The organism is Halorubrum sp. AD140, from assembly GCF_034497445.1.
GTDB lineage: Archaea > Halobacteriota > Halobacteria > Halobacteriales > Haloferacaceae > Halorubrum.
This window is the reverse complement of the sequence record NZ_JAXRUU010000048.1, coordinates 1-24,778: the sequence shown is the minus strand read 5'-3', so window position 1 is coordinate 24,778 and position 24,778 is coordinate 1. Positions and strand designations below refer to the sequence as shown.

General features: G+C 66.2%; 19 protein-coding genes and 2 tRNA genes. 13 read left to right on the top strand and 8 right to left on the bottom strand.

The features are described 5' to 3' along the window. Window positions 1–163: 163 nt before the first annotated feature. A tRNA-Arg gene (locus U4E84_RS12090) sits at window positions 164–238 on the bottom strand. A 210-nt stretch (window positions 239–448) separates the two neighbouring features. Between U4E84_RS12090 and U4E84_RS12085 the strand changes: the two genes are divergently transcribed. Together U4E84_RS12085 and U4E84_RS12080 are read left to right on the top strand one after the other, a co-directional pair. Continuing rightward, on the top strand, window positions 449–1,051 hold the full coding sequence (locus tag U4E84_RS12085; RefSeq protein ID WP_322532349.1) for a recombinase RecA: 603 nt from the start codon (window positions 449–451) through the stop codon (window positions 1,049–1,051). 110 nt (window positions 1,052–1,161) lie between these two features. Further along, on the top strand, window positions 1,162–1,584 hold the full coding sequence (locus U4E84_RS12080) for a CoA-binding protein (RefSeq protein ID WP_322532348.1): 423 nt from the start codon (window positions 1,162–1,164) through the stop codon (window positions 1,582–1,584). 37 nt (window positions 1,585–1,621) lie between these two features. Here U4E84_RS12080 and U4E84_RS12075 read toward each other — a convergent pair whose 3' ends face one another. Then, window positions 1,622–2,602, bottom strand: coding sequence for a PLP-dependent cysteine synthase family protein (locus U4E84_RS12075; protein ID WP_322532347.1), 981 nt, complete (start codon window positions 2,600–2,602; stop codon window positions 1,622–1,624). 111 nt (window positions 2,603–2,713) lie between these two features. Between U4E84_RS12075 and thrS the strand changes: the two genes are divergently transcribed. Then, the gene (gene thrS / locus U4E84_RS12070) at window positions 2,714–4,702 is read left to right on the top strand and encodes a threonine--tRNA ligase (RefSeq protein ID WP_322532346.1); all 1,989 of its coding nucleotides are present in this window, start codon (window positions 2,714–2,716) and stop codon (window positions 4,700–4,702) included. A gap of 137 nt (window positions 4,703–4,839) precedes the next feature. Then, window positions 4,840–6,012, top strand: coding sequence for an alanine--glyoxylate aminotransferase family protein (locus tag U4E84_RS12065; RefSeq protein WP_322532345.1), 1,173 nt, complete (start codon window positions 4,840–4,842; stop codon window positions 6,010–6,012). A 99-nt stretch (window positions 6,013–6,111) separates the two neighbouring features. On the opposite strand, the gene U4E84_RS12060 is transcribed toward U4E84_RS12065, so the two are convergent. The 3 genes from U4E84_RS12060 to U4E84_RS12050 form a co-directional block, all read right to left on the bottom strand. After that, complete coding sequence (locus U4E84_RS12060; RefSeq protein WP_322532344.1) at window positions 6,112–7,395, bottom strand: MFS transporter; 1,284 nt, start codon at window positions 7,393–7,395, stop codon at window positions 6,112–6,114. Window positions 7,396–7,605: 210 nt separating this feature from the next. Further along, complete coding sequence (locus U4E84_RS12055; RefSeq protein WP_322532343.1) at window positions 7,606–8,343, bottom strand: SDR family oxidoreductase; 738 nt, start codon at window positions 8,341–8,343, stop codon at window positions 7,606–7,608. Window positions 8,344–8,387: 44 nt separating this feature from the next. After that, a complete protein-coding gene (locus tag U4E84_RS12050; RefSeq protein WP_322532342.1) occupies window positions 8,388–9,086 on the bottom strand; it encodes a haloacid dehalogenase type II in 699 nt (232 codons plus the stop codon). Window positions 9,087–9,895: 809 nt separating this feature from the next. Here U4E84_RS12050 and U4E84_RS12045 point away from each other — a divergent pair. From U4E84_RS12045 to U4E84_RS12020, 5 genes are all read left to right on the top strand, one after another. Further along, the gene (locus tag U4E84_RS12045; RefSeq protein ID WP_322532341.1) at window positions 9,896–10,951 is read left to right on the top strand and encodes a M42 family peptidase; all 1,056 of its coding nucleotides are present in this window, start codon (window positions 9,896–9,898) and stop codon (window positions 10,949–10,951) included. Window positions 10,952–11,265: 314 nt separating this feature from the next. Then, the gene (locus U4E84_RS12040) at window positions 11,266–13,293 is read left to right on the top strand and encodes a cation:proton antiporter (RefSeq protein WP_322532340.1); all 2,028 of its coding nucleotides are present in this window, start codon (window positions 11,266–11,268) and stop codon (window positions 13,291–13,293) included. A gap of 623 nt (window positions 13,294–13,916) precedes the next feature. After that, a complete protein-coding gene (locus U4E84_RS12035; RefSeq protein ID WP_322532339.1) occupies window positions 13,917–14,105 on the top strand; it encodes a hypothetical protein in 189 nt (62 codons plus the stop codon). 104 nt (window positions 14,106–14,209) lie between these two features. Continuing rightward, a complete protein-coding gene (locus U4E84_RS12030) occupies window positions 14,210–14,908 on the top strand; it encodes a hypothetical protein (RefSeq protein WP_322532338.1) in 699 nt (232 codons plus the stop codon). Between the two features lie 260 nt (window positions 14,909–15,168). Continuing rightward, window positions 15,169–17,361, top strand: coding sequence for a type B DNA-directed DNA polymerase (locus U4E84_RS12020; protein WP_322532336.1), 2,193 nt, complete (start codon window positions 15,169–15,171; stop codon window positions 17,359–17,361). Here the strand turns inward: U4E84_RS12020 and U4E84_RS12015 are convergent. Both U4E84_RS12015 and U4E84_RS12010 read right to left on the bottom strand, forming a co-directional pair. Next, the gene (locus tag U4E84_RS12015; RefSeq protein ID WP_322532335.1) at window positions 17,358–17,630 is read right to left on the bottom strand and encodes a hypothetical protein; all 273 of its coding nucleotides are present in this window, start codon (window positions 17,628–17,630) and stop codon (window positions 17,358–17,360) included. The two genes, U4E84_RS12020 and U4E84_RS12015, sit on opposite strands and share 4 nt — an antisense overlap. A 199-nt stretch (window positions 17,631–17,829) precedes the next feature. Beyond that, window positions 17,830–17,903 (bottom strand) — tRNA-Lys (locus tag U4E84_RS12010). Between the two features lie 163 nt (window positions 17,904–18,066). Here U4E84_RS12010 and U4E84_RS12005 point away from each other — a divergent pair. From U4E84_RS12005 to U4E84_RS11990, 4 genes are all read left to right on the top strand, one after another. Continuing rightward, entirely contained in the window at window positions 18,067–19,149 is a 1,083-nt protein-coding gene (locus tag U4E84_RS12005; protein WP_322532334.1) for a TAXI family TRAP transporter solute-binding subunit, read from the top strand. A 1-nt stretch (window position 19,150) separates the two neighbouring features. Further along, window positions 19,151–19,654, top strand: coding sequence for a DUF1850 domain-containing protein (locus U4E84_RS12000; RefSeq protein ID WP_322532333.1), 504 nt, complete (start codon window positions 19,151–19,153; stop codon window positions 19,652–19,654). A 72-nt stretch (window positions 19,655–19,726) separates the two neighbouring features. Continuing rightward, a complete protein-coding gene (locus tag U4E84_RS11995; RefSeq protein ID WP_322532332.1) occupies window positions 19,727–22,420 on the top strand; it encodes a TRAP transporter fused permease subunit in 2,694 nt (897 codons plus the stop codon). A gap of 155 nt (window positions 22,421–22,575) precedes the next feature. Next, window positions 22,576–24,042, top strand: a complete 1,467-nt coding sequence (locus U4E84_RS11990; RefSeq protein WP_322532331.1) for a DHH family phosphoesterase — start codon at window positions 22,576–22,578, stop codon at window positions 24,040–24,042. Between the two features lie 97 nt (window positions 24,043–24,139). On the opposite strand, the gene U4E84_RS11985 is transcribed toward U4E84_RS11990, so the two are convergent. After that, window positions 24,140–24,778: sugar phosphate nucleotidyltransferase (locus U4E84_RS11985; RefSeq protein WP_322532330.1), on the bottom strand; the 639-nt coding region annotated here is incomplete at its 5' end.

Genomic DNA, 24,778 nt, shown 5'->3' with positions numbered 1-24,778 from the left:
TTTCGTGTCAATCGGCGATTGATTTTCTCCCTTGCCACCAGTGTGGCTGTACGCGAATTCTCGTGAACACCACTCAGCTGATCGGTAATCGAACGAAAGCAAAATTGTGCCCGTTCGACCGATAATCCCTGCGCTGTCGGGCGATTATCGCGCCTCAAATCTATGGGCGCTGCAGGATTTGAACCCGCGACAACTTGGTCCGAAGCCAAGCACTCTATCCAGACTGAGCTAAGCGCCCGTACCGATCGGTATTTCGCTGGAGGTGTTAAGTCCCGCGATTCGGAATCGGTGGAATACCCTGGGCACGACCCGGTCCTACGGCGGCTCGCGGGCGATCAAAAAGAATATTATTCGGACCGGAGATGTCTCCGGTAGTGGATGAGTTTTGGCCGTACGGCGTCCCCGCCGAACGAACGGTCCGAGTCGGCCCCGTCGTCGAGGTACGCCCATGTATGACCTGAGGCCGCACTTCGACGAGGAGGTCGAACTCGGGACGAACCTCCTTTTCACGGGGCCGCCGCTGACCGGCAAGCGATCCATGATGATGGACGTGTTGGCGGCCGGCACCGAGCGCGGCGACGGCGCGATCGTCGTCACGACCAAGGACGGCGCCGACCGGGTGCTGAAAGACTACGCGAAGCGGACGGGCTACGAGGGGAAGCCGGTGGCCGTCATCGACTGCGTCACCCGCCAGCAGGGCGTCAACGACACCCGCGAGTCCGACCGGATCAAGTACGCCTCCTCGCCGGTGGACATGACCGGCATCGGAATCAAGCTCTCCGAGTTCCTGCAGGCGTTCAGCGACAGGGGAATCGACCGGAACCGCGTGATGGTCCACTCGCTGTCGACGCTGTTGATGTACTCGGACCTCCAGACCGTGTTCCGGTTCCTCCACGTGTTCACCGGTCGGATCCAGAGCGTGAACGGACTCGGCCTGTTCAGCATCGACTCGACCGCCCACGACGAACAGGCGATGAACACCCTCAAGCAGCTGTTCGACGGCGTCATCACGGTCCCCGAGGACGGCGACCCGGAGATCCGGCTCGCCTGAGCGGCCGGTCGGAAGTCCGTCTCGACGGTTTCGATCGCTGCCATTTCGACCGATCGCGTGAAACCGGATCGGGTGTCAGGTTTAATCGTCGCGACCGCGAACTCCCGCGTATGCCCATCACCGACGACGAGGGGCTCGACCGGCTGCTCAGCGCCGAGACGATCGCCGTGATCGGCTGCTCGAGGGCGCCCGGGAAGGCCGCCCACGACGTGCCCGCGTATCTCCAGCGGCACGGCTACCGGATCGTTCCGGTGAATCCGTTCGCCGACGAGATCCTCGGGGAGCCCGCGTTCGACGCCCTCGCGGACGTCGAGGACGAGATCGACCTGGTGGACGTGTTCCGTCCGAGCGAGGAGGTCCCGAGCGTCATCGACGAGGTGCGCGAGCGACACGCGGCGCGCGGCGACGCCGCCGCGGTGTGGCTCCAGCTCGGGATCAGCCACGACGAGGCGGCGGCCGCCGCGGAGGCCGACGGGATCGACGTGGTACAGGACCGCTGCCTGAAGGTCGAACACGGTCGCCTGCGCGGGTAACCATCCGAGACGCGGAGCGGACCTCGGCGACGTCTCCCTACCCCTCCCACTCCTCGAACGACCGGTACACGCCCTTCGAGAGGTAGCGCTCCGAGGAGTCGGGGAACACGGTGACGACGGCGTCGTGGGGCGCATCGATCTCGCCGTCGCAGACCCCGCGGGCGACCGCCTTGGCCGCGAGCGCGTTCGCGGCCGCCGAGGAGGCGACCAGGTGGCCCTCCTCGGCCGCGAGGCGGCCCATCTCCTCGTGGGCCGCCCGGTCGGGAACCTGTCGGATGTCGTCGACGAGGTCCGGGTCGAACAGCTCGTTGGTGTCGATGTCGTGGGTACCGATCCCCTCCGTCTTGTACTCCTCGTGGTCGATCTCCTCGCCGAGAAACTCGCGGTACGCTGAGCCGGCGGGTTCGACGGCGACCACGTGGGTGTCGGGCTCGCGCTCGCGGAAGTAGCGGGCCATCCCCATGAGCGTCCCGCCGGTGCCGCAGCCGACGACGACGGCGCCGACCTCTCCGTCCAGCGCCTCGTCGACCTCGGGGGCGGTCGTCTCGTAGTGGGCCTCGGCGTTGAGCGGGTTCGAGAACTGCTGGGGGACGACGGCATCGTCGAGCTCCGCGGCGATCTCGTGGGCGCGGTCGATGGCGAACCCCATCCCGTCCTCGCTCGGGGTGTTGACCACCTCCGCGCCGAGCGCGCGCATGAGCTGCTGTTTCTCCACCGAGAACCGCTCGGGGACGACGAAGACGGCGTTCAGTCCGAGCTGTCTCGCCGCGACGGCGATGCCGATCCCGGTGTTGCCGGCGGTGGGCTCGACGACGGTTCCGCCCGCGCCGACGTCGCCGCGCTCGAGCATCCGTTCGAGCATGTACTTCCCGATCCGGTCTTTGATGCTCGCCCCGGGGTTGAACGACTCCAGCTTCGCGTACACCGGAACCGCGTCCGGCGAGTCGTGCATCCGGACGAGCGGCGTCTCCCCGATCGTCTCCAGCACCGACGACAGGGGCTCCCGATGAGTGGTCATGGGGCGGCAAACGTTGCCTCGGGATTTGTGTGTTGTCATCGCTCCGTCGCTGCCGGCGGACGAACCGACGCCGACCGGTGTGCGACTCGTCGTCGCGGATCGAACACACTTATGACCGTCGTCCGGCTCCGACACTGTATGAGCGAGACGGATGCAGAGGCCGACGACGCGGCCGAGGTGACGGTCGTCCTGCCGGACGGATCAGAGCTACGCGTGCCGGCGGGGGCGACAGTCGAGGACGTCGCCTACGAGATCGGCCCGGGGCTCGGCCGCGACACCGTCGCGGGGAAGATCGACGGCGAGCTCGTCGAGAAGCACGCCGCGGTCCGCGACGGCGCGCGGATCGAGATCGTCACCGACCAGTCCGACGAGTACCTCACGGTGCTTCGCCACTCCGCCGCCCACGTGTTCGCGCAGGCCCTCCAGCGGCTCTATCCAGAGGCGACCCTGACCATCGGCCCCCCGACCGACGAGGGGTTCTACTACGACGTGACCGACGTCGACCTCGACGAGGACGACCTCGAGGCCATCGAAGACGAGATGGACGAGATCATCGCGGCCGACTACGACATCGAGCGCGAGGTCCGGTCGCGCGAGGAAGCCAAAGAGATCTACGCCGACAACGAGTACAAGCTGCAGATCCTCGAGGAGGAGGCCGACGACGAGGAGGTCACCTTCTACGTGCAGGACGGCTGGCGGGACCTCTGTCGGGGCCCCCACGTCGAGTCGACCGGCGAGGTCGGCGCGGCGACCCTGCTCGAAGTGTCGGCCGCCTACTGGCGCGGCGACGAGGAGAACGACACGCTCACGCGCGTGTACGGGACCGCGTTCGCGAGCGAGTCGGACCTCGAGGAGCACCTGGAGCTTCGCGAACAGGCGAAAGAGCGCGACCACCGGAAGATCGGCCAGGAGATGAACCTCTTTTCAATCCCGACGGTGACCGGACCGGGGCTCCCGCTGTACCACCCGCCGGGCAAGACCGTGCTCCGCGAGCTGTCGGACTTCGCGAACGAGCTCAACCGCGAGAACGGGTACGAGGAGGTCGAGACGCCGCACGTGTTCCGGACGGAGCTGTGGAAGAAATCCGGCCACTACGAGAACTACAAGGACGACATGTTCCTCCTCGACGTCAACGACGAGGAGTACGGGCTCAAGCCGATGAACTGCCCGGGGCACGCGACCATCTTCGACCAGCAGTCGTGGTCGTACCGCGACCTCCCGCAGCGCTACTTCGAGAACGGGAAGGTGTACCGGAAGGAGCAGCGCGGCGAGCTCTCCGGGCTCTCGCGGGTGTGGTCGTTCACCATCGACGACGGGCACCTGTTCGTCCGCCCGGACCAGATCCGCCGGGAGATCGAGTCCGTCATCGAGATGATCTTCGAGGTCGTCGAGACGCTCGACCTGGAGGTCGAGGTCGCGCTGGCCACGCGCCCCGAGAAGTCCGTCGGCAGCGACGAGATCTGGGAGTCCGCCGAGGAACAGCTCCGCGAGGTGCTCGAGTCCGGCGGGTACGACTACGACGTCGAACCCGGCGACGGCGCCTTCTACGGCCCGAAGATCGACTTCGGCTTCGAGGACGCCCTGGGCCGCGTCTGGGACGGGCCCACTGTCCAGCTCGACTTCAACATGCCCGAGCGGTTCGGCCTGACGTACACGGGCGAGGACAACGAGGACCACCGGCCGGTGATGATCCACCGCGCGCTGTACGGGAGCTACGAGCGCTTCTTCATGGTGCTCATCGAGCACTTCGACGGCGACTTCCCGCTGTGGCTCGCGCCCGAGCAGGTCCGGGTGCTCCCCGTCTCCGACGAGACGCTCGGATACGCCCACCGCGTGAAAAACGAGCTCGAAGAGGTCGGGCTCCGCGTCAAGGTCGAGGACCGCGACTGGACCGTCGGCCGCAAGATCCGCGCCGGACACGACGACCGGCTCCCGTACATGGTCGTCGTCGGCGAGGACGAGTCGGAGGCGGGGACCGTCTCCGTGCGCGACCGCTTCGAGAACCAGCGGGGCGACGTCGACCTCGACTCGTTCGTCGACCACCTCGTCGCGGAGCGCGACGAGAAGCGGACGGAGCCGGACTTCGTCGACGCGGCGTGAACCGACGCGGCGTGAACCGGCGCGCGTGAGCGGACGCGGCACGTGATGACTCCACCGTCGGCCCACACCGTGGGTGACGTTCGCAGGGGAACGACCGTTCCGCCGTGTTTTTGCCCTTCACCGTCCGCACCTCTTGTATGAGCGACACGCCGCTGGCAGGGAGAGAGGTCGAAGCGGCTCCTGACGTGGGGGAGCTGACGCCGCCCGACCGCACGCTGATGGGGCCCGGGCCGAGCGACGTCCACCCGCGGGTGCTGCGGGCGATGAGCACGCCGCTCGTCGGGCACCTCGACCCGTCGTTCGTCGACATCATGGACGAGGTGCAGGAGCTGCTCCGGTACGCCTTCCGGACCGACAACCGGTGGACCATCCCGGTGTCCGGGACGGGCTCCGCGTCGATGGAGGCCGCCATCGGGAACCTCGTCGAGCCGGGCGACACGATGCTCGTGCCGACGAACGGTTACTTCGGCGGGCGGATGCGGTCGATGGCTGAGCGCGCCGGCGGCGAGGTCGTCGAGGTCGACGCGCCGTGGGGCGAGCCACTCGATCCGGTCGACGTCGAGCGCGCGTTCGACGAGCACCAGCCGGACGTGTTCGGCTTCGTCCACGCCGAGACCTCGACCGGGGTCCTCCAGCCGGACGTGCCCCGGCTGACGGACATCGCGCACGCCCACGACGCGTACGTGATCGCCGACTGCGTCACCTCGCTCGGCGGCGTCGAGCTGCGCGTCGACGAGTGGGACGTCGACGTCGCCTACTCCGGGCCGCAGAAGTGCCTCTCGTGTCCGCCGGGCGCGAGCCCGCTCACGCTCAACGACCGCGCGATGGACAAGGTGCTCGACCGCGACGAGAGCCCCCGCTCGTGGTACCTCGACCTCTCGCTGCTCGAGGGGTACTGGGGCGACGACCGCGCCTACCACCACACCGCGCCGATCACGAACGTGTACGCGCTCCGCGAGGCGCTCCGACTGGTCGCCGAGGAGGGGATCGAAGCGCGATGGGCCCGCCACCGCGCGGTCGCCGGCGAGCTGAAGGCGGGACTCCAGGAGCTCGGTCTCGAGATGAACGCCGCCGAGGAGTTCTGGCTGCCGAGCCTGAACGCCGTCCGCGTCCCCGACGGCGTCGACGACGGCGCCGTCATCGAGTACCTGCTCGACGAGTATGACCTGGAGATCGCCTCCGGACTCGGCGACCTCGACGGTGAGGTCTGGCGAATCGGCTGTATGGGTCACTCCGCGCGGTCGAAGAACGTCGAGTACGTTCTCGCGGCCCTGGAGGACGCGCTGGCGGAGCAGGAATACGAGGCCTGACCGGGCGCCGACGCGGCCACTCTTCTCACCGCGCCGTCAGCACCGCCCTCACCGCGCCGTCAGCACCGCCCTCACCACGCCGTCAGCACCGCACGTTCCTCACCACGCCGTCAGCGCCGCTCGTCCGTGGTCGCGCGCGAGGAGAGCGAGGAACGCGAGCACGCCGGTGACCGCGAACGCGCCGCCGACGTAGAAGACCGACGCCATGCTCACCTCGACCATCAGCCAGCCGGCGATGAGCGGTCCCGCCACGGAGCCCGGCCGCCAGACGAGCTCGCGGATCCCGAAGCTGGAGGCGACGCCGCCGTCGTCGGTGCCCTCGTCGGCGAACAGCGCCATGCTGGCGGGTTCGCGGAAGGAATCCGCGACGCCGAGTAATCCCGACAGCGCCACCAGCGGCAGGTACGCCGGCGGCAATTCGCCGAGGATCGGGAGCGCCACCTCGGCTCCGAGCGCGGTCCCGATCGCCGCCGCGAACGGGATCGCCATCGCGATCAGCCCGTAGGCGCCGCCGCCGGCGAAGACGAACAGCGAGCGACCGAACCCGTCGGAGAGCCGTCCGGTGAACAGCTGACCGACCATGTTCGTCGCCTTCTCCGCGGTGACCGTGACTGCGACCGCGGTCGCCCCGACCGCGAGCCCGCCCGCGGCCAGCTCCGTGCCGGCGTAGATCGGGACCCACGTCCGCACCATCGTCACCGCGAAGGCGTACTGCGCGCGGAACGCCGAGATCGTGAGGATCTTCCGGTTCACCGCGAGGTCGCTGAACGGGAACCCCGCGACCCGCGTCGGGTCGTCGTCGAGCACCCCCCAGGTGACGACCCAGGCGAGCACCATCAGCGCCGTGATGAGCGTGAACACCGGGCCGAACCCCGCGGCGTCGTAGACGGCGCCCGCGCCGAGCGACCCGAGGATCGAGGCCGCGAAGGAGGCGGCGTTCGCCTTCCCGATCTTGTCCGCGCGGGTGCCGACGTCCGCGATCTGTCCGACCAGCGAGAGCGTCATCAGCCCCGCGCCGGTGACGACGAGCCCCTGGAGCGCGCGGACGAGGATGAACGTGCCCGAGGAGTCGACGAGCGGGAAGAGGGCGTACACGCCCGCGCCGACGCCGAGGACGGCGAGCAGCACGAGCCGCTTGTCGAACCGGTCGCCCGCCCACGCGAGCGGGACCACCGCGGCCGTCTGTGCGAGGGTGAATCCCGTCGTGTACATCCCGACGACGAAGCCGGCCGACACCGTCACCCCGAGCACCGTCGTCGCCTGCGGGTCCAGTGCGTTGATGTACGTCGGCAACAGCGTCAACAGCGTGACGAAGCCGAACCCCTCGGCGAAGCGGGTGAGGTAGAGCGCCCAGAACTGCGACCGTCTGTCGGCGTTACGCACACCGGATCCGCGCGCAGCCGTTCAAAATGTGTTTCGATTCGAAGGAATTCACATCACCGCCGCACTTATGCGGGACGAGAGACCTCCCCCGACCATGGGCGATCCCTCCTGTGACCGTCGGTTCTGTCCGGAGTGCGACCTCGCCGTCACGCGGGTCGACGAGGTCTGTCCCGACTGCGGGGCGCAGATCGAGGACTGACCGGCGGCGACCTACAGCGTCTCGGCGAACTTGTCGCGCCGGAAGAGGTCGATCTCCTGGGCCGTGGACCCCTCGCGCGACGCCGCGAAGCCGATCGCCTCGGCGACCTCCTCGGGCTCGGTCACCGCGCCGGGCTCGAACCGCTCCTCGAACGGCTCACCGTCCTCGTCGCCGAACTCGGTGCGCACCTCCGAGGGGTTCACGACCGAGACGGCGACGCCCTCGTCGCCGACCTGGGCGGCCACGCTGTGTGCGAACCCGCGCACCCACCACTTCGTCGCCGCGTACACCGGGTTGAACGAGCGAGGGTACTGCCCGGCGAAGCTCCCGACCACCACGAGCGTCCCCCGGCTCTCCACCAGGTGTGGGAGCGCCTCGCGGGTGAGGAAAAAGGTCCCGTCGACGTTCGTCTCCTGCATCGCGAAGTACTCCTCGTCGGTCATCGACGCCACGTCGCTTCCCCGGCCCACCCCCGCGTTGGAGACGACGACGTCGAGCCCGCCGAACCGGTCGACGGCCGACTCGACCGCCGTCTCGGAAGTCGCCCGGTCGCGAACGTCGCCGGGGAGGACCAGCGTCGGCGCGTCGTGGGCGTCCTCCAGCGCCGCGGCGATCGATTCGAGCCGCTCCTCGCGGCGGGCCAGCAGGGCCACGTTCGCGCCCCGCTCCGCGAGCGCGTGGGCGGTCGCCTCGCCGATACCCGAACTCGCGCCCGTCACCAACGCCGTCGCGCCGTCGAGCGTCGTCATGTGGGCCGTGGTACGGAGCGCGGGTATAAAAACCGCGGCGGCGGTCACTCGAGGCGATCGGCGAGGTCGTGGAAGCCGTCGACGACGATGTCCGGCTCGGGACCCAACTCCTCCGTCGGGAGCTCCTCGCCGGGCCGGGACACCCACGCGGTCGACATCCCGGCGTGTTTCGCGCCCCAGACGTCGCGCATCCCGCCCCCGGAGGCGTGCAGGACCTCCGCTATCGGCGTGTCGGTCCGCTTCGCCGCGTGCTCGTAGATCCGCGCGTCCGGCTTGTACGTCTCGACCTCGTGGGCGCTTATCGCGTCCGTCACGACGTCGCCGAGGCCGGCGGCCGCGACCAGGTGGTCCAGCATCTCGGGAGAGCCGTTCGAGACGATGTACACCTCGTAGCCGGCCTCCGTGATGCGTTCGATCCCGTCCTCGACGTCGTCGAAGATCGACAGCTCGTCTTCGTACACGGTGCGTCGGATCTCGTCCCGCGTCGCTTTCGGCACGTCGTGGCCGTTCGCTTTGAGGGCGTATCGGAGCCCCTGTCCGATGAGTTCCCAGAACGGCTGGTAGGCGTCGATGTCGTTCGCGATCATCGAGTACTGGAGGTACTGCGCCCGCCACAGCTGCGAGACGGACTCGGCGTCCTCCAGCCCGTCGACGTGCGCTTCGAGCACCGCTTCCTGGGAGCCGATGTCCACGAGCGTGCTGTACGAGTCGACCGTCACCGTGGAGACGGCGTCGAAGTCCATACCCGGGGTAACACGGCTCACGTGATAACCGTGCTGACACCGGGCACGACGACGGTCGGGCGGTCGGTCTGTGCGGCACACGGCATCACTGCGCGGCACACGGCGTTACCGTCCGAGGTGGTCGAACGCTCGCTGCGCTCAGCACTGCGGCTGCTCTCCTTCACATCGCGCGAGCCGCTCGACCGTGAGATCGTCGAACGCCGAACAGAATTGGTCCCGAGGCGCCTTTGTAGTTGCCAGTCAGTGTGTGCCGATCAGATCGATTTTGATCTGCTCCCGCTTGTCCTTCGAGTCGCCGTCGTCGACGATTGCGTAGCTGAACCAGATTCGTGTCCTGATTCCGACGATGCCCATAGAGCTGACTCTTCAGGTTCACACTCTGCCCGATGTACTCCAGAGGTTCCGGCTCCTCGCGGCCCCAGATCCGAAACACACCAGAATCTATTGGGAGCCGATAGGCGTTTGCGAGCGGCTCTGGCGCAGTCTGGATCGATCGGTGTCGCCAGTGACAATCGCGATGAAGATGTTCGAATCGACGAAGAACGTCATACGTCTTCGCGTGACTCACGAACCGCCTCGACAGGGTTGACCTCCGGCGTGTCCTCAACGGCGAGTTCGGCGAGCGCTTCGCCGAACGTGAGATCCTCAGAGGATCGATCTCCCTTTCTAATAAATTCCCGACGGTGAGCGGAACTGACTCCGTGAGCTCCAACCACACGAGAGCATTCCGTTGAACGCACGGAATACGTCGGTCTCACCGGTTCTGCCGGAACCCCTGTGTTTTCACGCGGGACCCGCCAGATCTGAACATGACTACGAACGCGGCGTTCGATTTCGATCTGCTGGCGCGACTGACGGATAGCCCCGGCCCAGCCGGTTACGAGGACCGCGTACGTGAGGTCGTACGCGACGAACTCCCAGCCGTCGATGCCGTGCGGACGGACGCGATGGGCAACGTCGTCGCGACCGTCCACGGGAGCGCAACCCCGGAGTACGAGGTACTCGTTGCTGCACACATGGACGAGATCGGGCTCATCGTGAGTGACGTCGACGACGACGGCTTTCTGTCTGTTGCGCCTCTCGGCGGCTGGAACCCGGACGCACTCCGCGGACATCCGGTCACCGTCCACACTCGGGAGGATGACTACGAGGGCGTGGTCGGCATCAACGCCGCGCACACGGCCGCAGATGAGGCGCCGGAGGAGTGGACGCTCGACGACGCGCATGTGTTTACGGGTCTCGACCCAGAGGAGGCGAACCAGCGGTTGGGTGTCGGTGACATCGTGACGCTCGATAGCGACCTCCGCGAACTCGGTGAGTGCGTCTCGGGCTCCTCACTAGACAACCGGGCAGGAGTATACGTCCTGTTGGAAGCCGCACGGCGTGCAGACCCCGACGTGACCGTTCACTACGCCGCCACAGTCCAAGAGGAAGTCGGACTGCGGGGCGCGACCGCCTTGGGAGTGGACATCGATCCGGATCTCGTGGTCGCGCTCGACGGGACGCTTGAGCAGTCATATCCCGGCATCGACTCATCGAATGCGATCTCGAAGCTCGGTGACGGTGTAGGGATAAAGCGGAAAGACGCGAGCGTCATAACGACGCCCGCCGTCGTGGAACGCTTTGAGTCTGTCGCCGAAAACCACGATATCACCTTCCAGCGCGAGGTTTCTTGGAACATCGGGACAGATACTGGTGGCCTCCAGAACACCGGCGGCGCACGGCCAGTCGGAGCGCTCTCGATACCCGTCCGATACCATCACTCCGCCGTCGAAACAGCCAATGTGAATGACGTTGCGGCCGCTGTCAGTCTTCTCACCGCCTTCCTCAACACCGAGGACGGGAAAGACTACACGCCGAACTGATAGGACTCAGTGCAGCTGAAACAGTTAGAAGGGCTATCGCGGAGTTTGTTGGTTTTCTGGATCTGTGGCTCTGTTGAATCCTGCAACCCTGACAAAAACTGTGTGCTGAATACAGGGCGCGTATCTTGCATCGAGTACCCCGCTGGTCACCGTCACTGTTATTGATCCAAGAGCGTGGGCACGATGACTGGTAGGAGATACCTGCACAGGTTTTAATAGGAACGCTCTGAGCGCAGAGGTCACCGATTTTTAAACGGTAGACACGCGCAAAACATGTCGTCAGAGTAAAGTACGTCAGACGAGAGACCGCTCTAATGGTCGGTACGTACGTGTTGGTGTCGCTGTCGCGCCCCTTCGAGGATCCAGTCCTCATCTTCGCGCTGGCGATGTGCATCTTTCTGATCGCACCGTTGCTGCTCGAACGGTTCAAGATACCCGGGATAGTCGGAGTGATGGTGTTCGGTGCCCTCGTCGGTCCGAACGCCCTCGGCTTGCTCGCACGCGACGACGCCATCATCCTCCTGGGCGAGATCGGCATCGTCTACCTGATGTTCGTCGCGGGGCTGGAGATCGACGTCAACGAGTTCCTCGAGAACCCCGATCGGAGCGTCCTCTTCGGATTGACATCGTTTCTGCTCCCGATGGCACTCGGCGTCGCCGTTGGCGTGAGCGTCCTCGGGTTCGAGATGCCGGCTGCAGCGCTGTTCGCGGCGACGTTTGCCTCGCACACCCTGCTCGCCTACCCGATCATCGACCGCCTCGACCTCGCGACGAACGAGGCGATCACGACCACGATCAGCGGAACGATCGTCACTGACACCTTGGCGTTGCTGGTGCTTGCGGTCGTGATCCGGTCGCTTGAGGGATCGCTTGAGCTGCTCTTTTTCGGCCAGCTCGTCGTCGGCCTCGTCACGCTGTTCGCCGGCGTCTGGTTCATCGGCCCGAAACTCGCCCGCTGGTTCTTCCGCAACGTGGACGAGGAGAGCTACTTCGAGTTCCTGTTCGTGATGGCGGTGCTGTTCACGAGCGCCTTCGCCGCCGAGCTCGCACAGGTCGAGGCGATCATCGGGGCGTTCCTCGCGGGACTCTCGCTCAATCGCCTCATTCCCCGGAGCGGCACACTGATGAACCGCATCGAATTCGTCGGAAACGCCCTGTTCATTCCCTTCTTCTTGCTCTCGGTCGGGATGCTGGTCGACGTGTCCGTATTCACGGAAGGGGTGCAGGCGTGGCTCGTCGCGGGGTCGATCATCGTCGTCCTCTTCGTGACGAAACTCGTCGCCGCCTGGGGGATCGCCCGCGTGTACGACTACGCTCGCGAGGAGTGGCTCACAATGTTCGGGCTCTCGTCGGGGCAAGCGGCGGCGACCCTCGCGATTACGCTCATCGGGTTCGACGTCGGACTGTTCGGCGAAACCGTCGTCAACGGCGTTGTACTCATGATCATGATCGTGGGCGTCGCGAGCCCTGCGATCACGAGTCACTTTGGCCGGGCGGTCGTCGACTTGAAGGACGATAGCGAGTACGATCCGGACGACGCAACCGAGCGCGTGCTCGTTTCCTTGACCGACGAGGACGAGATGGAACTGCTCGTCGACCTCGCGATGTTACTGCGTGGCGAGGCCGAGGATCCGCTCTATGCAATGACCGCCGTTTCCAACCGATCTGGAGACACCGAGGCCGCGGTGGCCGAGGCCGAGTCGGTGCTCGAGTCGGCCGAGGAACACGCGAACGCCGCGGAGGTCCCCGTCGATACGCACACGCCGGTCGATTCGAGCACCGTTCGGGGTACCGTTCGAACTATCGAGGAGAACCGCATCACCATCGTGGTCGTCGGCTGGACTGACCGGCGACGCTTCGGCGACCGCGTGTTCGGTGACACCGTCGACCAGCTGCTCGAGCGGACCGACGAGTTACTCGTCGTCTCCCGACTCACGGACCCGTTCGAGGCCGTCGATCGGCTCACTCTCGTGCTTCCGGGGCGCCTCGCCGCCCACCCCGAGTTCTTCCACGGCGTTCACGTGATGAAAGCGCTCGCCGAACAACTCGGGGCAACCGTCCGATGTCTCCTCCTCGATGGCGACCCCGAAACCTACGAGGACCTCATCAGCAGGGTCGAACCCGACGTGTCCCTGGAGGTGGAGACGGTCGACAGAGCGGGGATCGACGCCGAGGAGACCGACCTCCTCGTCGCTCTCCTCCCACGGGAGGGAGCGCGGGGGTGGCAACCCGGTCTTCGGTCTGTCCCGGACCGCGTTCGAACGGCGACCGACGGCAACGTCCTCGTGGGCTACCTGTCGGAGGAGCCGTCGGACTCGCGTCAGTTCCTTCGCGTCCGATGAGGTCGGGCTATCGAGGTCGCGCCACCGAAGCGGATCAAACTGCTCTGTTGAATCCAATGACGGCACGAGGATCACGATCGCTGAAGGCCTGATTATGTCGCTTGTTACCGCCGGGGAGTTGGATCCATCTACCCGGTAATATCGATTCGCTCTATTTCTGCCAAGATTCCATATTTGAATTCCTTCGGTAGGGCCGCTGAACCGACTACAGAATAACCCGATCCCGACGCCTTCTGCGGATTCAACAGAGCAGATCAAACCTTTCGGGGATTTCTCAACTCGGCGTGCTGTTATTGATTGTTCCAGGGAATCGACGTTTCTGACAGGCCGTGTTCCTCGCAGCCGTTAAGCCGCTTGGAGAGATGGCCGCGGATTCGACCAGTTGCACTGCTTAACTCGTCTTGAGTTCGCGCACTGTTCGGGTACCACAGGCGCTGCTGACCCAAATCAATGTAATGTGGGAAAAGAGTCGGTATGCGAATAACTCCGAATCCATCCCTGACGCTGTCTGATCTGGTGTATATCGCCATCGTCTCGCTCTCATCCTCTCCGCGATGATACCGAAGGATGTGCTGCATTGATTCTCTATATGCAGCAGGACCACGAGAAAATATCACTATTTGATGATTTCAACACAGCCGGAGCTTTCATCTCGGCCGAGACGGACACGACTGACCGCACCGAAGAGTTTGGTTCTCGGCATTGGTGAGATCATCAAGCTGCTCTCGCATGTGGTTCGCGTCGCCGTCGTCGACGATTGCGTTGCTGAACACCAGCTCCGCGTCCCGATCACGATGGTGCTGATAGAGTGATTCTGTTAACCAGAAAGCAACCGTAGCCTGTAGTAGGTACTACTTCCACTTTCACCATCCATCCATGGCTCAACCCTTTTACACATCTGCCATTCTACACTACCATGCACACTCGCTCTCGACGACCGACCGCCGAACTGCCTGAACTCGGCCCAGGGGTCACACTCGTCGATGTCGACGACGAACTCGGTGTCACACCCGTACAGGCGCTCCTTCTCGACCGAGTACTCAGTAGCGACAGTCCGGCATTCTGGGTCGACGGCGCGAACAGAGCGAACACGAGCCGCCTCCGCGAGCTTGCCCCGGCCGATCGCGTGCTTGATCGTATCAAGGTGGCTCGCGGGTTCACGGCCCATCAGCACACCTCGCTCTTGGATCGGCTTGCCGGCCGACTCGCCATCCGAGAATCGCCCTCAGTCGTCGTCGCGACCGGGCTTGACGGCATGTACCGTGCCGCCGATGTTGACAGCGAACTCGCAGAACAGATGTTCATTCGAGCGATCGCGTCGGTCGCTCGCGTCGGTCGCGTCCACGATGTACCGGTCATCGTAACCCGGTGCCGTGAAGACGAGTTCTCCCGGCCGCTACGCCGTGCCGCTGCGACGAAACTTCACTGCCGAAAGACACCCTTCGGACCTCGGTTCGAGGACGCCTCGGGCGACGTGGAGACGCTTGTCTACCACACGGAAGACGGGTGGATCCAGACGACTCTGGAGTACTGGTGCGAAGTACTGGAACACCGTGTCCGGATGCACGAGACGTCGACGGCCGAGCGCGCGGTGGCGACGCCGGGGGTGCAGTAATGGGTCGGACGAATCCAACGTATCGAGACCGGTTAGGAGCGATCGAAGACGAGTGGAGCGCGTTCAGACGAGCGCTCCGGCGCGAGGACCAGTCCAGATTCGACCACCTGTTCGTCTACGCTCGTGATCACGCCGATGCCGCTGGTCATCTCAACTACTCTGACCCGCTGGCACCGGTATGGATGGCGATCGCGCTCGAACAAGAACGTCGGATCGCTGCACTCGAGTCACGGGTCGAATCGCGCTCCGACGCGTAGGCCGTGACGCTCACGCTGGATTATCTCGACGATGGTCGCGTCGCCCGATGGACGCTCACCCCGGACGGCGTCGCTCACGATGTTCATGAGGAGTATCAACCGACGCTCTTCGTGGGTGACGCTGCGGGCGACCTCTACGGTCGATCAGGTGGGCCCACCCCAGAACCCCCGTCTCGCGACGGCCTCTCGAAAGCACTTCGCGAACTCCGATCCTTCCTCGACGGGCAGGAGGCGGTCGCGAGGCTCGACGTCGAGGCACACCGGCAGACGTTCCGGACTGACGCCCGACCGCTGCTCCGCGTGGACGCCACCTCGATCGAGGCGGTTCGATCGATCGCGAGACGAGTTCGGCAGTTCGGACAGCCGGATAGCTACACCTGTTACAACGTCGATTTCACCCGCCAACTGCGCTTCTGCCTCGAAACGGACACGCCGGCCGGTCCGAACCGCTCGGTGCGTACCCTGCGGACGCTACGCCTCGACTTTCCTAGCCACGAGTCGGGTATCGAGTCGCTGCCCCAACTAGCTGTCGACGGCGACGGTGTCGGGTCATCACCCCGCGAGGTCGTCACTGGCGTTCAGGCGGCTCTCGACAAACGCGATCCCGACATACTGGTCATCTCGACCGCCGACCTCGTTCCATTACTGTTTGAGGCGGCTGATGCGTACGGTGTCGAACTCGAACTCGGTCGGCGACCGGGCTATACCAAGCTCGCCGGCGAATCGACGTACACCTCTTACGGCAACGTGGGGCACTCGCCCGCGCGGTACGCGGTCCCCGGACGTGCAATCATCGACGAATCCAACTCGTTCTTCTATCACGAGTCCGGGCTGGAGGGTTGTCTCGACCTCGTTGAGCGCTCCGGATTGCCGCTGCAGGAACTCGGGTGGGCGTCTATCGGGCGCGTGTTGACGGCCATGCAGATCCGCGAGGCTCGGAGTCGTGACGTACTCGTGCCCTGGCGAGCGTGGCGGCCGGAGCTATTCAAAACGGCGTCGACGCTCGACGATGCTGATCGAGGCGGGACCACCTTCGCTCCCGATACGGGTGTCCACGAGGACGTTCACGAGCTCGACTTCGCATCCCTGTATCCAAACATCATCCGGACGCGTAACATCTCGCCTGAGACTGTCCGATGCGGGTGCTGTGACACCGAGGACGTGCCGGAGTTGGGCTACTCGATCTGTGAGCGCGACGGCTATCTGCCAGAGGTTCTCGGCCCGTTGATCGACGCGCGGAGCGACATCAAAGATCAGATTCCCGATGCCGACGGCGAGGAGCGCGAGCGGCTGGAGGCGGCCTCCTCAGCGATCAAGTGGATTCTCGTGTCCTGCTTCGGGTATCAGGGCTTCTCGAACGCGAAGTTCGGCCGAATCGAGTGTCACGAAGCGATCAACGCCTACGCTCGTGAGCTGCTCCTCGACGCGAAGACCGCACTGGAAGAAGCCGGCTGGCATGTCGTACACGGCATCGTCGACTCCATCTGGGTGACGCCCGCCGACGATAGAGACCAACGCCCGCTGGAGGCGGTCGCAACCGAAATTAGCGAGGAAGCAGGTATCGAGCTAGAGTATGAATGTCCGTTCGACTGGGTAGCGTTCTGCCCGATGCGAAATTCCGAGTCGGGAGCGTTGACCCGGTACTTCGGAAAGCGTCACGGCGAGGAATATCCCGAAACGGGACTCGGTGATGCGATCAAGACACGCGGCATCGAGGGGCGACAGCGCTCGACTCCAGCGTGGATCGAAGATGTCCAGAGCGAGGCGCTTCGCATGTTCGATGAGACGCGCTCGCCTGAGGCGGTGTGCGACGTGCTTCGGCGGCGTCTCCGAAGATTACGAGCGGGTGAGGTGGATCCCAGCACGCTCGTTGTCGACAACCGGGTGTCGAAGGACGTGGATGATTACTCGATGGAGACGCTCACCGTCGCCGCCCTGAAACGCGCGCAGATCGAAGGGGCCGGGTTATCGCCGGGACAGACTGTTCGGTACGTCGTCGTCGATGCGGACGCACGCGGCGCGTCACGCGTCCGGTTGGAGTTCGAGGACCTCGGGCGGTACGACACCGCGTGGTACGAGGACGCCGCCGTGCGCGCCGTCGAGAGCGTGTTGGCTCCGATCGGGTGGCGCGAGGGCGAGATCCGGCAGTATCTCTCTGAGACAAGCGACGAAACGCTCACCGCGTTTGGCCATTAGTCGTCGCCAACCGCGTCCTCGACGATTGCGATCTCCTCGTCCGTCAGCCCAGATGACTCGTAGACGATCTCGTCGATCAGGTCGTCGACGTAGCCGAGCAGCACGTCGAACTCCGCTGGGGTTGCCGGCGAGGTGTCAGACTCCGCGGCCTGCGCTCGACGCCAGCTCGTCGATTTCGTCCATCCGTCCGGGAACCGAAGCTTGTCGGGTTCGCCGAGTTGGTTCGAGATCTGCTTGCGGTGTTCCTCGACCGAAGTCTCGACGCTCATGACGACCCTCCCGACTAACCGCTAATCGACCGAAAATTGTAAATAGAAGGTCTCTACCATTTATTAACGGAGCGGGCCGGGCGCGATTATGAACTACGAGAAGACGGTCGCTCGCTTCGCTCGCGCTGCGACTTCTCTACTTCAAATCGCTTCCGTCCGGTTCCCTCACCGCATCGCTGTCGCTCTGCGGTTCAGTGTACGGGCCGGGCGCGATTTGAACACGCGACCGACGGATTAAGAGTCCGTCGCTCTCCCTAACTGAGCTACCGGCCCTCACTGAGCCGTACCCCCGTCGCCCTAAAAGACCTTTTCATTCGCCCGGCGACGGACTCATCTCAGTCTCTCGTAACGTTCCGCTCGGGCGTTTAATCCTCCGACCGCACCGACCAGATCCATTAGAAACCGTTATCAACTCCTGTGGTGTATTACGTGTCGTATGTCTGACGACCCAATCGACGAGCGGATCCTCCGACGGACCGGCGGACGTATCGACCGACGGACCCTCCTTCGCGGCGCGGCCGCAGCGGGCGTGGTCGGAATCGCCGGTTGTTCCGGTAACGGCGGCGACGGCGACGACGGCAGCGACGGCGACGATGGCGATGACGGCAGCGACGGCGACGACGGGGATGACGGCAGCGACGGCGACGACGGCGGCAGCGGCGACGTCATCCGCTGGCACGCGGGCGGCACGGGTGGGACGTACTACCCGCTGTCCGGCGAGTTCGAGGGGATCATCGAGGACGAGACCGACTACTCGGTCGAGGTCTCCTCGACGGGCGCGTCCGTCGAGAACGTGGGCAGCCTCGCCAACGGCGACGCCGACTTCGCGCTGATCCAGAACGACGTCGCCTCCTTCGCGTTCAACGGCGAAGGGCTCGAGGCGTTCGAGGGCGAGCCCGTCGAGAACCTCCGCGGCGTCGCGACGCTGTACCCGGAGACGATTCACGTCCTGCTCAACCCCGAAGCCGACGTGAGCTCCCTGTCGGACCTTGAGGGCATGCGCGTCAACACGGGCGACCTCGGCAGCGGGACGCAGGTGAACGCGCTCCAGATCCTCGAGTCGGCCGCGGACCTCACCACCGACGACTTCGACGAGCAGAACACCGACTTCACGCAGGCGGCGAACCAGCTCCGCGACGGCGACGTCGACGCGGCGTTCGTCGTCGGCGGCTGGCCGGTCGGCGCGGTCGAGGAGCTCGCGACCTCGACCGACATCGACATCCTCAACATGTCCGACGAGGAGCGGCAGGCGGCCCGCGACGCCGCCTCCTGGTTCGCGGACGACACCATCCCCGAGGGCACCTACGAGGGCGTCGACGAGGACGTGGACACCATCTCCGTCCAGGCGATGATCGCGACCCGCGAGGAGCTCTCCGCGGACACCGTCGAGGAAGTCACCGAGGCCATCTTCGAGAACCTCGACGAGCTGACGATCAAGACGGACTTCATCTCCGTCGACTCGGCGCAGGACGGGATGTCGATCGACCTGCACGAGGGCGCGGCCCGCTACTTCGAGTAACGTGCGTCTCGGATCGCGAGTTCGGTCCGCGCGCGGCGGGGTCGCCCTCGTCGCGGCCCTCGCGATTCTGGCGGGCGTCGCACTCGGCGGCGGCGCGGACGCCGTCGTCGGCGGACAGACGCTGATCGTGACCGACGACGACGGCACGGAGCTACTGGCGATCCCCGTCGACGAGGAGACGGAGGTCGTGATCGAGTACACCCACAGCGTGGAGAAGACGACGGTCAGGGACGTGTATACCCCGGGGGACGAGCGCCTCGTCATGACTCGGATGGAGTTCAGCTCCTTCGGCGCCGGGCTCCCGTCGCGGGCGGACGTGACCGTCGACGGCAGTCGATACGTATATCACCCGCCGTCGGAAGAATATTCGACGTTGCACCTGAAGACGGGTGGCGTCGCCGACCACGACCTGATCGTCGGCGACGAGCGGTACGACATCGCCGCGATGAGCGACGACGGGGCGGTCGAGCTGACGGTCGAACGACGGCTGACGCCGCGGCTGTAAGGCGCCGTTCGACGTCGGCTCGACCGCCGGCGCTCGCGGTCGGTGGAGACGACACACGGAGGAGACCACACCGTGACGACGAACACATCAGACACGAGTGGACCGGATTCGGGAGGGACCGACGCGGCCGACCAAGTGTTCGAGGAGATCGACAACCGACGGTCGCTGACGGGGGCTCCGCTGATCGCCGTCGCGATCGTCGGCATCGCCTTCTCGGCGTTCCAACTGTGGCTGGGCGCGCGGGGATTCGTCTTCGAGTTCACGATCCCCGGTGCCGGAACGGTCCGGCTCGGGGCGCTCGCGTCGCTACAGATTCGCGCGATCCACGTGAACTTCGCGCTCGTGATGGCGTTCCTCCTGTTCCCCGGATCGACGGGGAGCGGAGTTCTCACGAGGCAGATCGGCGCGCTTCCGGCGGTGGCCCGCGACCGGTTCGGGGACTCGCCGGTGACGCGGGTCGCGGAGGGGGTCAAGGGGTCGGTCTGGTGGCTCTTCGTCGACGAGGAGTCGACGCGAATCGCGCCGTCCGACCTCGTGTTGATCCTCCTCTCGACGTTCCCGACGGCCTACTACGTCACGCAGTACGACGAGGTCACTGACGTGATCCGAATCCGCGGGCTCGGCGGCGCGGGCGCCCTCGGCGACGTCGTGCCGTGGCTCTCGCCGCTCGAGGTCGGGTTCCTCGCCGAGTACAGCCTCGCGTACCTGATGGGCGTCCTCGCGATCCTGCTGGTGCTCGAGGCGACGCGGCGGGCGCTCGGCCTCCTGCTCACGGTGCTCGTGAGCCTCTTTCTGCTGTACGCGAAGTACGGCTACCTGCTGCCGCGAGACGTTCCGGTGTTGCGGACGTTCGCCACCTCGGAGCTCCGGTGGGGGCAGATCGTCCAGAACCTCTGGTACACGGTGGAGGGGATCCTCGGCGTCCCGGTCGGCGTCTCGGTCCGGTTCATCTACATCTTCATCCTGTTCGGCGCGTTCCTGGAGATGTCCGGCGCCGGCAAGTGGTTCATCGACCTCGCCTACTCGATCACGGGGACCCGGAAGGGAGGCCCGGCGAAGGCGAGCGTCGTCGCCTCCGGGTTCATGGGGATGCTGTCCGGCTCGTCGGTCGCGAACACCGTGACGACGGGCGCGCTGACGATCCCCCTCATGAAGCGCTCCGGCTACTCGCCGGAGTTCTCCGGCGCCGTCGAGTCCTCCGTCTCCTCCGGCGGCCAGATCCTTCCGCCGGTGATGGGCGCGGCCGCGTTCCTCATCGTCGAGTACACCGGGACGCCGTTCCGCGACGTCGTCATCGCCGCGACGCTGCCCGCGATCGCCTTCTTCTTCGGCATGTGGGTGATGGTCCACTTCGAGGCCGCGAAGCGCGATATCGGCGGGCTCGCCCGCTCCGAGCTGCTCGACATGGGACCGCACATGCGCCGCGGGTGGTTCTACCTGGTCCCGCTCGGGCTCCTCCTGTACTACCTCGTCATCGCGCGGCTCTCCGTGGGGCGCGCCGGGTGGCTCACGATCGTCGCGACGGTGGCGCTCATTTCGATGGTCGCCGCGTACAACGAGCGGACCGGATCGTACCTCGTCGGGAGCATCGCGGCGGGCTACGCGCTGTTCGCCGCGTCGCTTTTCACCGCGGGCGCGACGCCGATCGACCTGCTGTACGGCGCCGAGACGGTCGACCTCGGCGCGGCGGGCGCGCTCCGCGAGGCGTTGACGTCGCTGCCGACGATCGCGGCCGCGATCAGCGTCGCGTTCCTGCTCGCGGACCCGCGCGGGGAGGCGCCGCTGCTCGACCTCGACGACGACGTGGTGAACGCGGCCGCGTGGGTCGACGAGCGGGTCGGCCGGGAGATAGCGAGCTCCCGAGCCGGACAGTTCGGGTCGTTCGTCCTGAAGGCGATGGACTCCGGCGCGAAGACGGCGACCATCGTCGTCGTCGCCGTCGCCGCCGCGGGGATCATTCCCGGCGTCATCGGGATAACCGGACTCGGGGGGAGCCTCCGGGCGCTCATCATCAGCGTGAGCGGCGGGTCGCTCGTCCTGCTGTTGATCCTCGCCGCGGTCGCGGCCGTGATCGTCGGGATGGGGATGCCGACGACGGTGATGTACATCATCATCGTCGTGCTGCTCGGTCCCGTGCTGCCCGAGTTCGGGATCGCGATCCTGGCGGTCCACCTGTTCGTCCTCTACCTCGGGCTGATGGCCGACGTGACGCCGCCGGTGATGGTCGCCGCGTACGCCGCGGCCGGGATCGCGAAGTCGGACCCCTTCGACACGGGGAAGCAGGCGTTCCTCCTCTCGCTGAACAAGATCCTCGTGCCGTTCGCGTTCGTGTTCTCGCCGGGGATCCTGTTGATCCGCACGACCGAGGGACAGGGGTCGGTCCTGACCGGCGCCGACGTCGCCGACCTCGGCTTCTTCCTCCCCGAGGTCGTGGTGCCGATCCTCGCGACGTTCGCCGGGGTGTACGCCCTCGGCGTCGCGATCATCGGGTACTATCAGGCAGACGTCCGGCCCGGATCGCGCGCCTCGCTCGTCGCCGCCGCGGTGCTACTGTCGGTGCCCGGCATGGTGTTGCTCCCGGCGAGCGCCGCGCTCGGACTCGTCGGGGTCGACGCCTCCCTCTACACCGTCACCAACGACGTCGCGGCGCGCGCGGTCGGCGCCGCGATCCTCGTCGTCGCGCTCGTCCGTAACCGGCGGCGCGCGAGAGGGGAGGAGACCGAGACGACGGCGCCGGAGGAGTCGGCGGACGCCGCCGCGCAGTAGGGCGCTCCGCCCGCGGTCGCGCGGTCTCCCCCGTGCGCGGTCACGTCGCTCGCCTTCCCACCCGCGTTCGCACCGCTCACGTCCCGTAGCGACACGTTCGTCGTCCCACGGCGAGAGCGCACTCGTTAAGTGTCGTCCCGCGGAAATCACGTGCAATGAGTAGTGGGGCATCCGGATCGGCGCGGACGCGATACGCGATCCTCGGCTGTGGCAGCGTCGGACACGCCGTCGCGGAGGAGCTGACGGATCGCGGCAAGGACGTGCTGATCCTCGACCGCGACGAGAGCCGCGTCGAGGCGCTCCGCGACCAGGACCTCAACGCCCGCGTGCAGGACATCGCCGAGCCCGACGTCGTCGACGAGCTCGCCGACCGCGACATCGTGTTGATCCTCGCCAGCGACGTGGAGGCGAACAAGGCGGCCGTGTCCGCGGTGCGCGACACGGGCGGCGACCACTACGTCGTCGTCCGCGCCTCCGACCCCGTCAGCGAGGACGAGCTCCGCGATCGCGGCGCCGACGTCGTGATCAACCCCTCGACGGTGATCGCCGACAGCGCCCTCCAGTCGCTCGAGACCGGCGAGCTCGAGTACATGGCGCGGCAGCTCTCGGAGATCATCGAGGAGGGGGGCGGCCGCATGGCGATCTTGACCCACGACAACCCGGAGCCGGACTCGATCGCGTCCGCGACGGCGCTGCAGGCGATCGCGGACGCGTTCGGCGTCGAGGCCGACATCCTCTACACCGGCGACGTCGGCCACCAGGAGAACCGGGCGTTCGTGAACCTGCTCGGGATCGAACTCGTGGCCCGGGCGGACGCCCCGGCGCTCTCAGAGTACGAGACGGTCGCCGCGGTCGACCTCGCGAAGTCCGCCGACGACGGCGTCGAGTTCGACGCCGAGATCGACGTCTACATCGATCACCTCGAGGCTGACGTCCCGTTCGACGCCCGGTTCGTCGACGTGCGGACCAACGTCTCCTCGACGTCGACGATCCTCACGAAGTACCTCCAGGAGTTCGACCAGTCGCCGACCGAGGCGGTCGCGACCGCGCTCCTGTACGGCATCCGCGCCGAGACGCTCGATTTCAAGCGGGACACGACCCCCGCGGACCTGACGGCCGCCGCGTACCTCCACCCGTTCGCGAACCACGACACGCTCGAACAGGTGGAGTCGCCGTCGATGAGCCCCGAGACGCTGGACGTGCTCGCGGAGGCGATCCAGAACCGCGAGGTGCAGGGGAGCCACCTCTTCTCGACGGCCGGGTTCATCCGGGACCGCGAGGCGCTCGCGCAGGCGGCCCAGCACCTGCTGAACCTGGAGGGGATCACGACGACGGCGGTGCTCGGGATCGCCGACGACACCATCTACCTCGCCGCGCGCTCGAAGGACATCCGGCTGAACATCGGCAACGTCCTCGACGAGGCGTTCGCGGAGATGGGCGACGCCGCCGGCCACTCCACGCAGGGGTCGGTAGAGATCCCGCTCGGGATCTTCACCGGCATCGAGGCGAGCGGCGATAACCGCGACACCCTCCTCCACCTGACGGAGGAGGCCGTCCGCCGGAAGCTGTTCGACGCGCTCGGCGTCGAAGGCGGGGCGAGCGAGAGCGGAAACGGGTCGTAGCGACCCGCGAAGCCGCACTCGGCGCGCCGGCGTCGCGACGCTCCGAGGGGGTCGTTGTCCGCGAGAAGTCCCGCGAGAAGTCCCGCGAGAAGTCCCGCTAGAAGTCGTCGCCCTCGGTGATCGAGGTGTACGAGCCGATCAGCGCGCCGGAGATGTCGACGCCCTCCAGCGTCACTCCCTCGTCTATCACCGAGTTGCGGACCTCCGAGTCGATGATCGTCGCGTCCGGGAAGACGACCGCGCGGTCGAGCGTCGAGTCGGTGACCGTCGCGCCGGACATGACGTGGACCACGTCGCCGAGCTCGGAGTTCTCGACGGTCGCGTCGTCGGCGACCAGGGTCCCGCCGTCGAGCGCGTACGCGACCGCGTCGAGGTAGCTGTCGGCGGTGCCGATGTCGAACCACGCGCCGTCGAAGGTGTACGCGTGGACCCGACCGCGGTTCTGAAGCCACTGGAGGAACCAGCCCGGCTCGTCCGGGTTCTTCCCCTCTTCGAGGTACGTCGAGAGGTCCGGCAGCGTCTCGGCCGGGAACGCGTAACACGCGATCGAGACGAGCGTGGACTTGGGGTCGTCCGGCTTCTCCTGGAAGTTCACGACCTCGTCGCCCTCGAGCTCGACGAGCCCGTACGACTTGGCGCGCTCGCGGTCGCCGACGTCGTAGGCCGCCAGCGTCGGCGTCCCCTTCGACTCGAAGAAGTCGGCGAAGTCGCTCAGGTCGAAGCTGATCATGTTGTC

Bases quoted from the DNA above. Each gene is read 5' to 3' on its own strand.
- U4E84_RS12085 (WP_322532349.1), top strand. From the start codon at position 449: ATGTATGACCTGAGGCCGCACTTCGACGAGGAGGTCGAACTCGGGACG.
- U4E84_RS12080 (WP_322532348.1), top strand. From the start codon at position 1,162: ATGCCCATCACCGACGACGAGGGGCTCGACCGGCTGCTCAGCGCCGAG.
- U4E84_RS12075 (WP_322532347.1), bottom strand. From the start codon at position 2,602: ATGACCACTCATCGGGAGCCCCTGTCGTCGGTGCTGGAGACGATCGGG.
- thrS (WP_322532346.1), top strand. From the start codon at position 2,714: ATGACCGTCGTCCGGCTCCGACACTGTATGAGCGAGACGGATGCAGAG.
- U4E84_RS12065 (WP_322532345.1), top strand. From the start codon at position 4,840: ATGAGCGACACGCCGCTGGCAGGGAGAGAGGTCGAAGCGGCTCCTGAC.
- U4E84_RS12055 (WP_322532343.1), bottom strand. From the start codon at position 8,343: ATGACGACGCTCGACGGCGCGACGGCGTTGGTGACGGGCGCGAGTTCG.
- U4E84_RS12050 (WP_322532342.1), bottom strand. From the start codon at position 9,086: ATGGACTTCGACGCCGTCTCCACGGTGACGGTCGACTCGTACAGCACG.
- U4E84_RS12045 (WP_322532341.1), top strand. From the start codon at position 9,896: ATGACTACGAACGCGGCGTTCGATTTCGATCTGCTGGCGCGACTGACG.
- U4E84_RS12040 (WP_322532340.1), top strand. From the start codon at position 11,266: ATGGTCGGTACGTACGTGTTGGTGTCGCTGTCGCGCCCCTTCGAGGAT.
- U4E84_RS12035 (WP_322532339.1), top strand. From the start codon at position 13,917: ATGATTTCAACACAGCCGGAGCTTTCATCTCGGCCGAGACGGACACGA.
- U4E84_RS12030 (WP_322532338.1), top strand. From the start codon at position 14,210: ATGCACACTCGCTCTCGACGACCGACCGCCGAACTGCCTGAACTCGGC.
- U4E84_RS12015 (WP_322532335.1), bottom strand. From the start codon at position 17,630: ATGAGCGTCGAGACTTCGGTCGAGGAACACCGCAAGCAGATCTCGAAC.
- U4E84_RS12005 (WP_322532334.1), top strand. From the start codon at position 18,067: ATGTCTGACGACCCAATCGACGAGCGGATCCTCCGACGGACCGGCGGA.
- U4E84_RS11990 (WP_322532331.1), top strand. From the start codon at position 22,576: ATGAGTAGTGGGGCATCCGGATCGGCGCGGACGCGATACGCGATCCTC.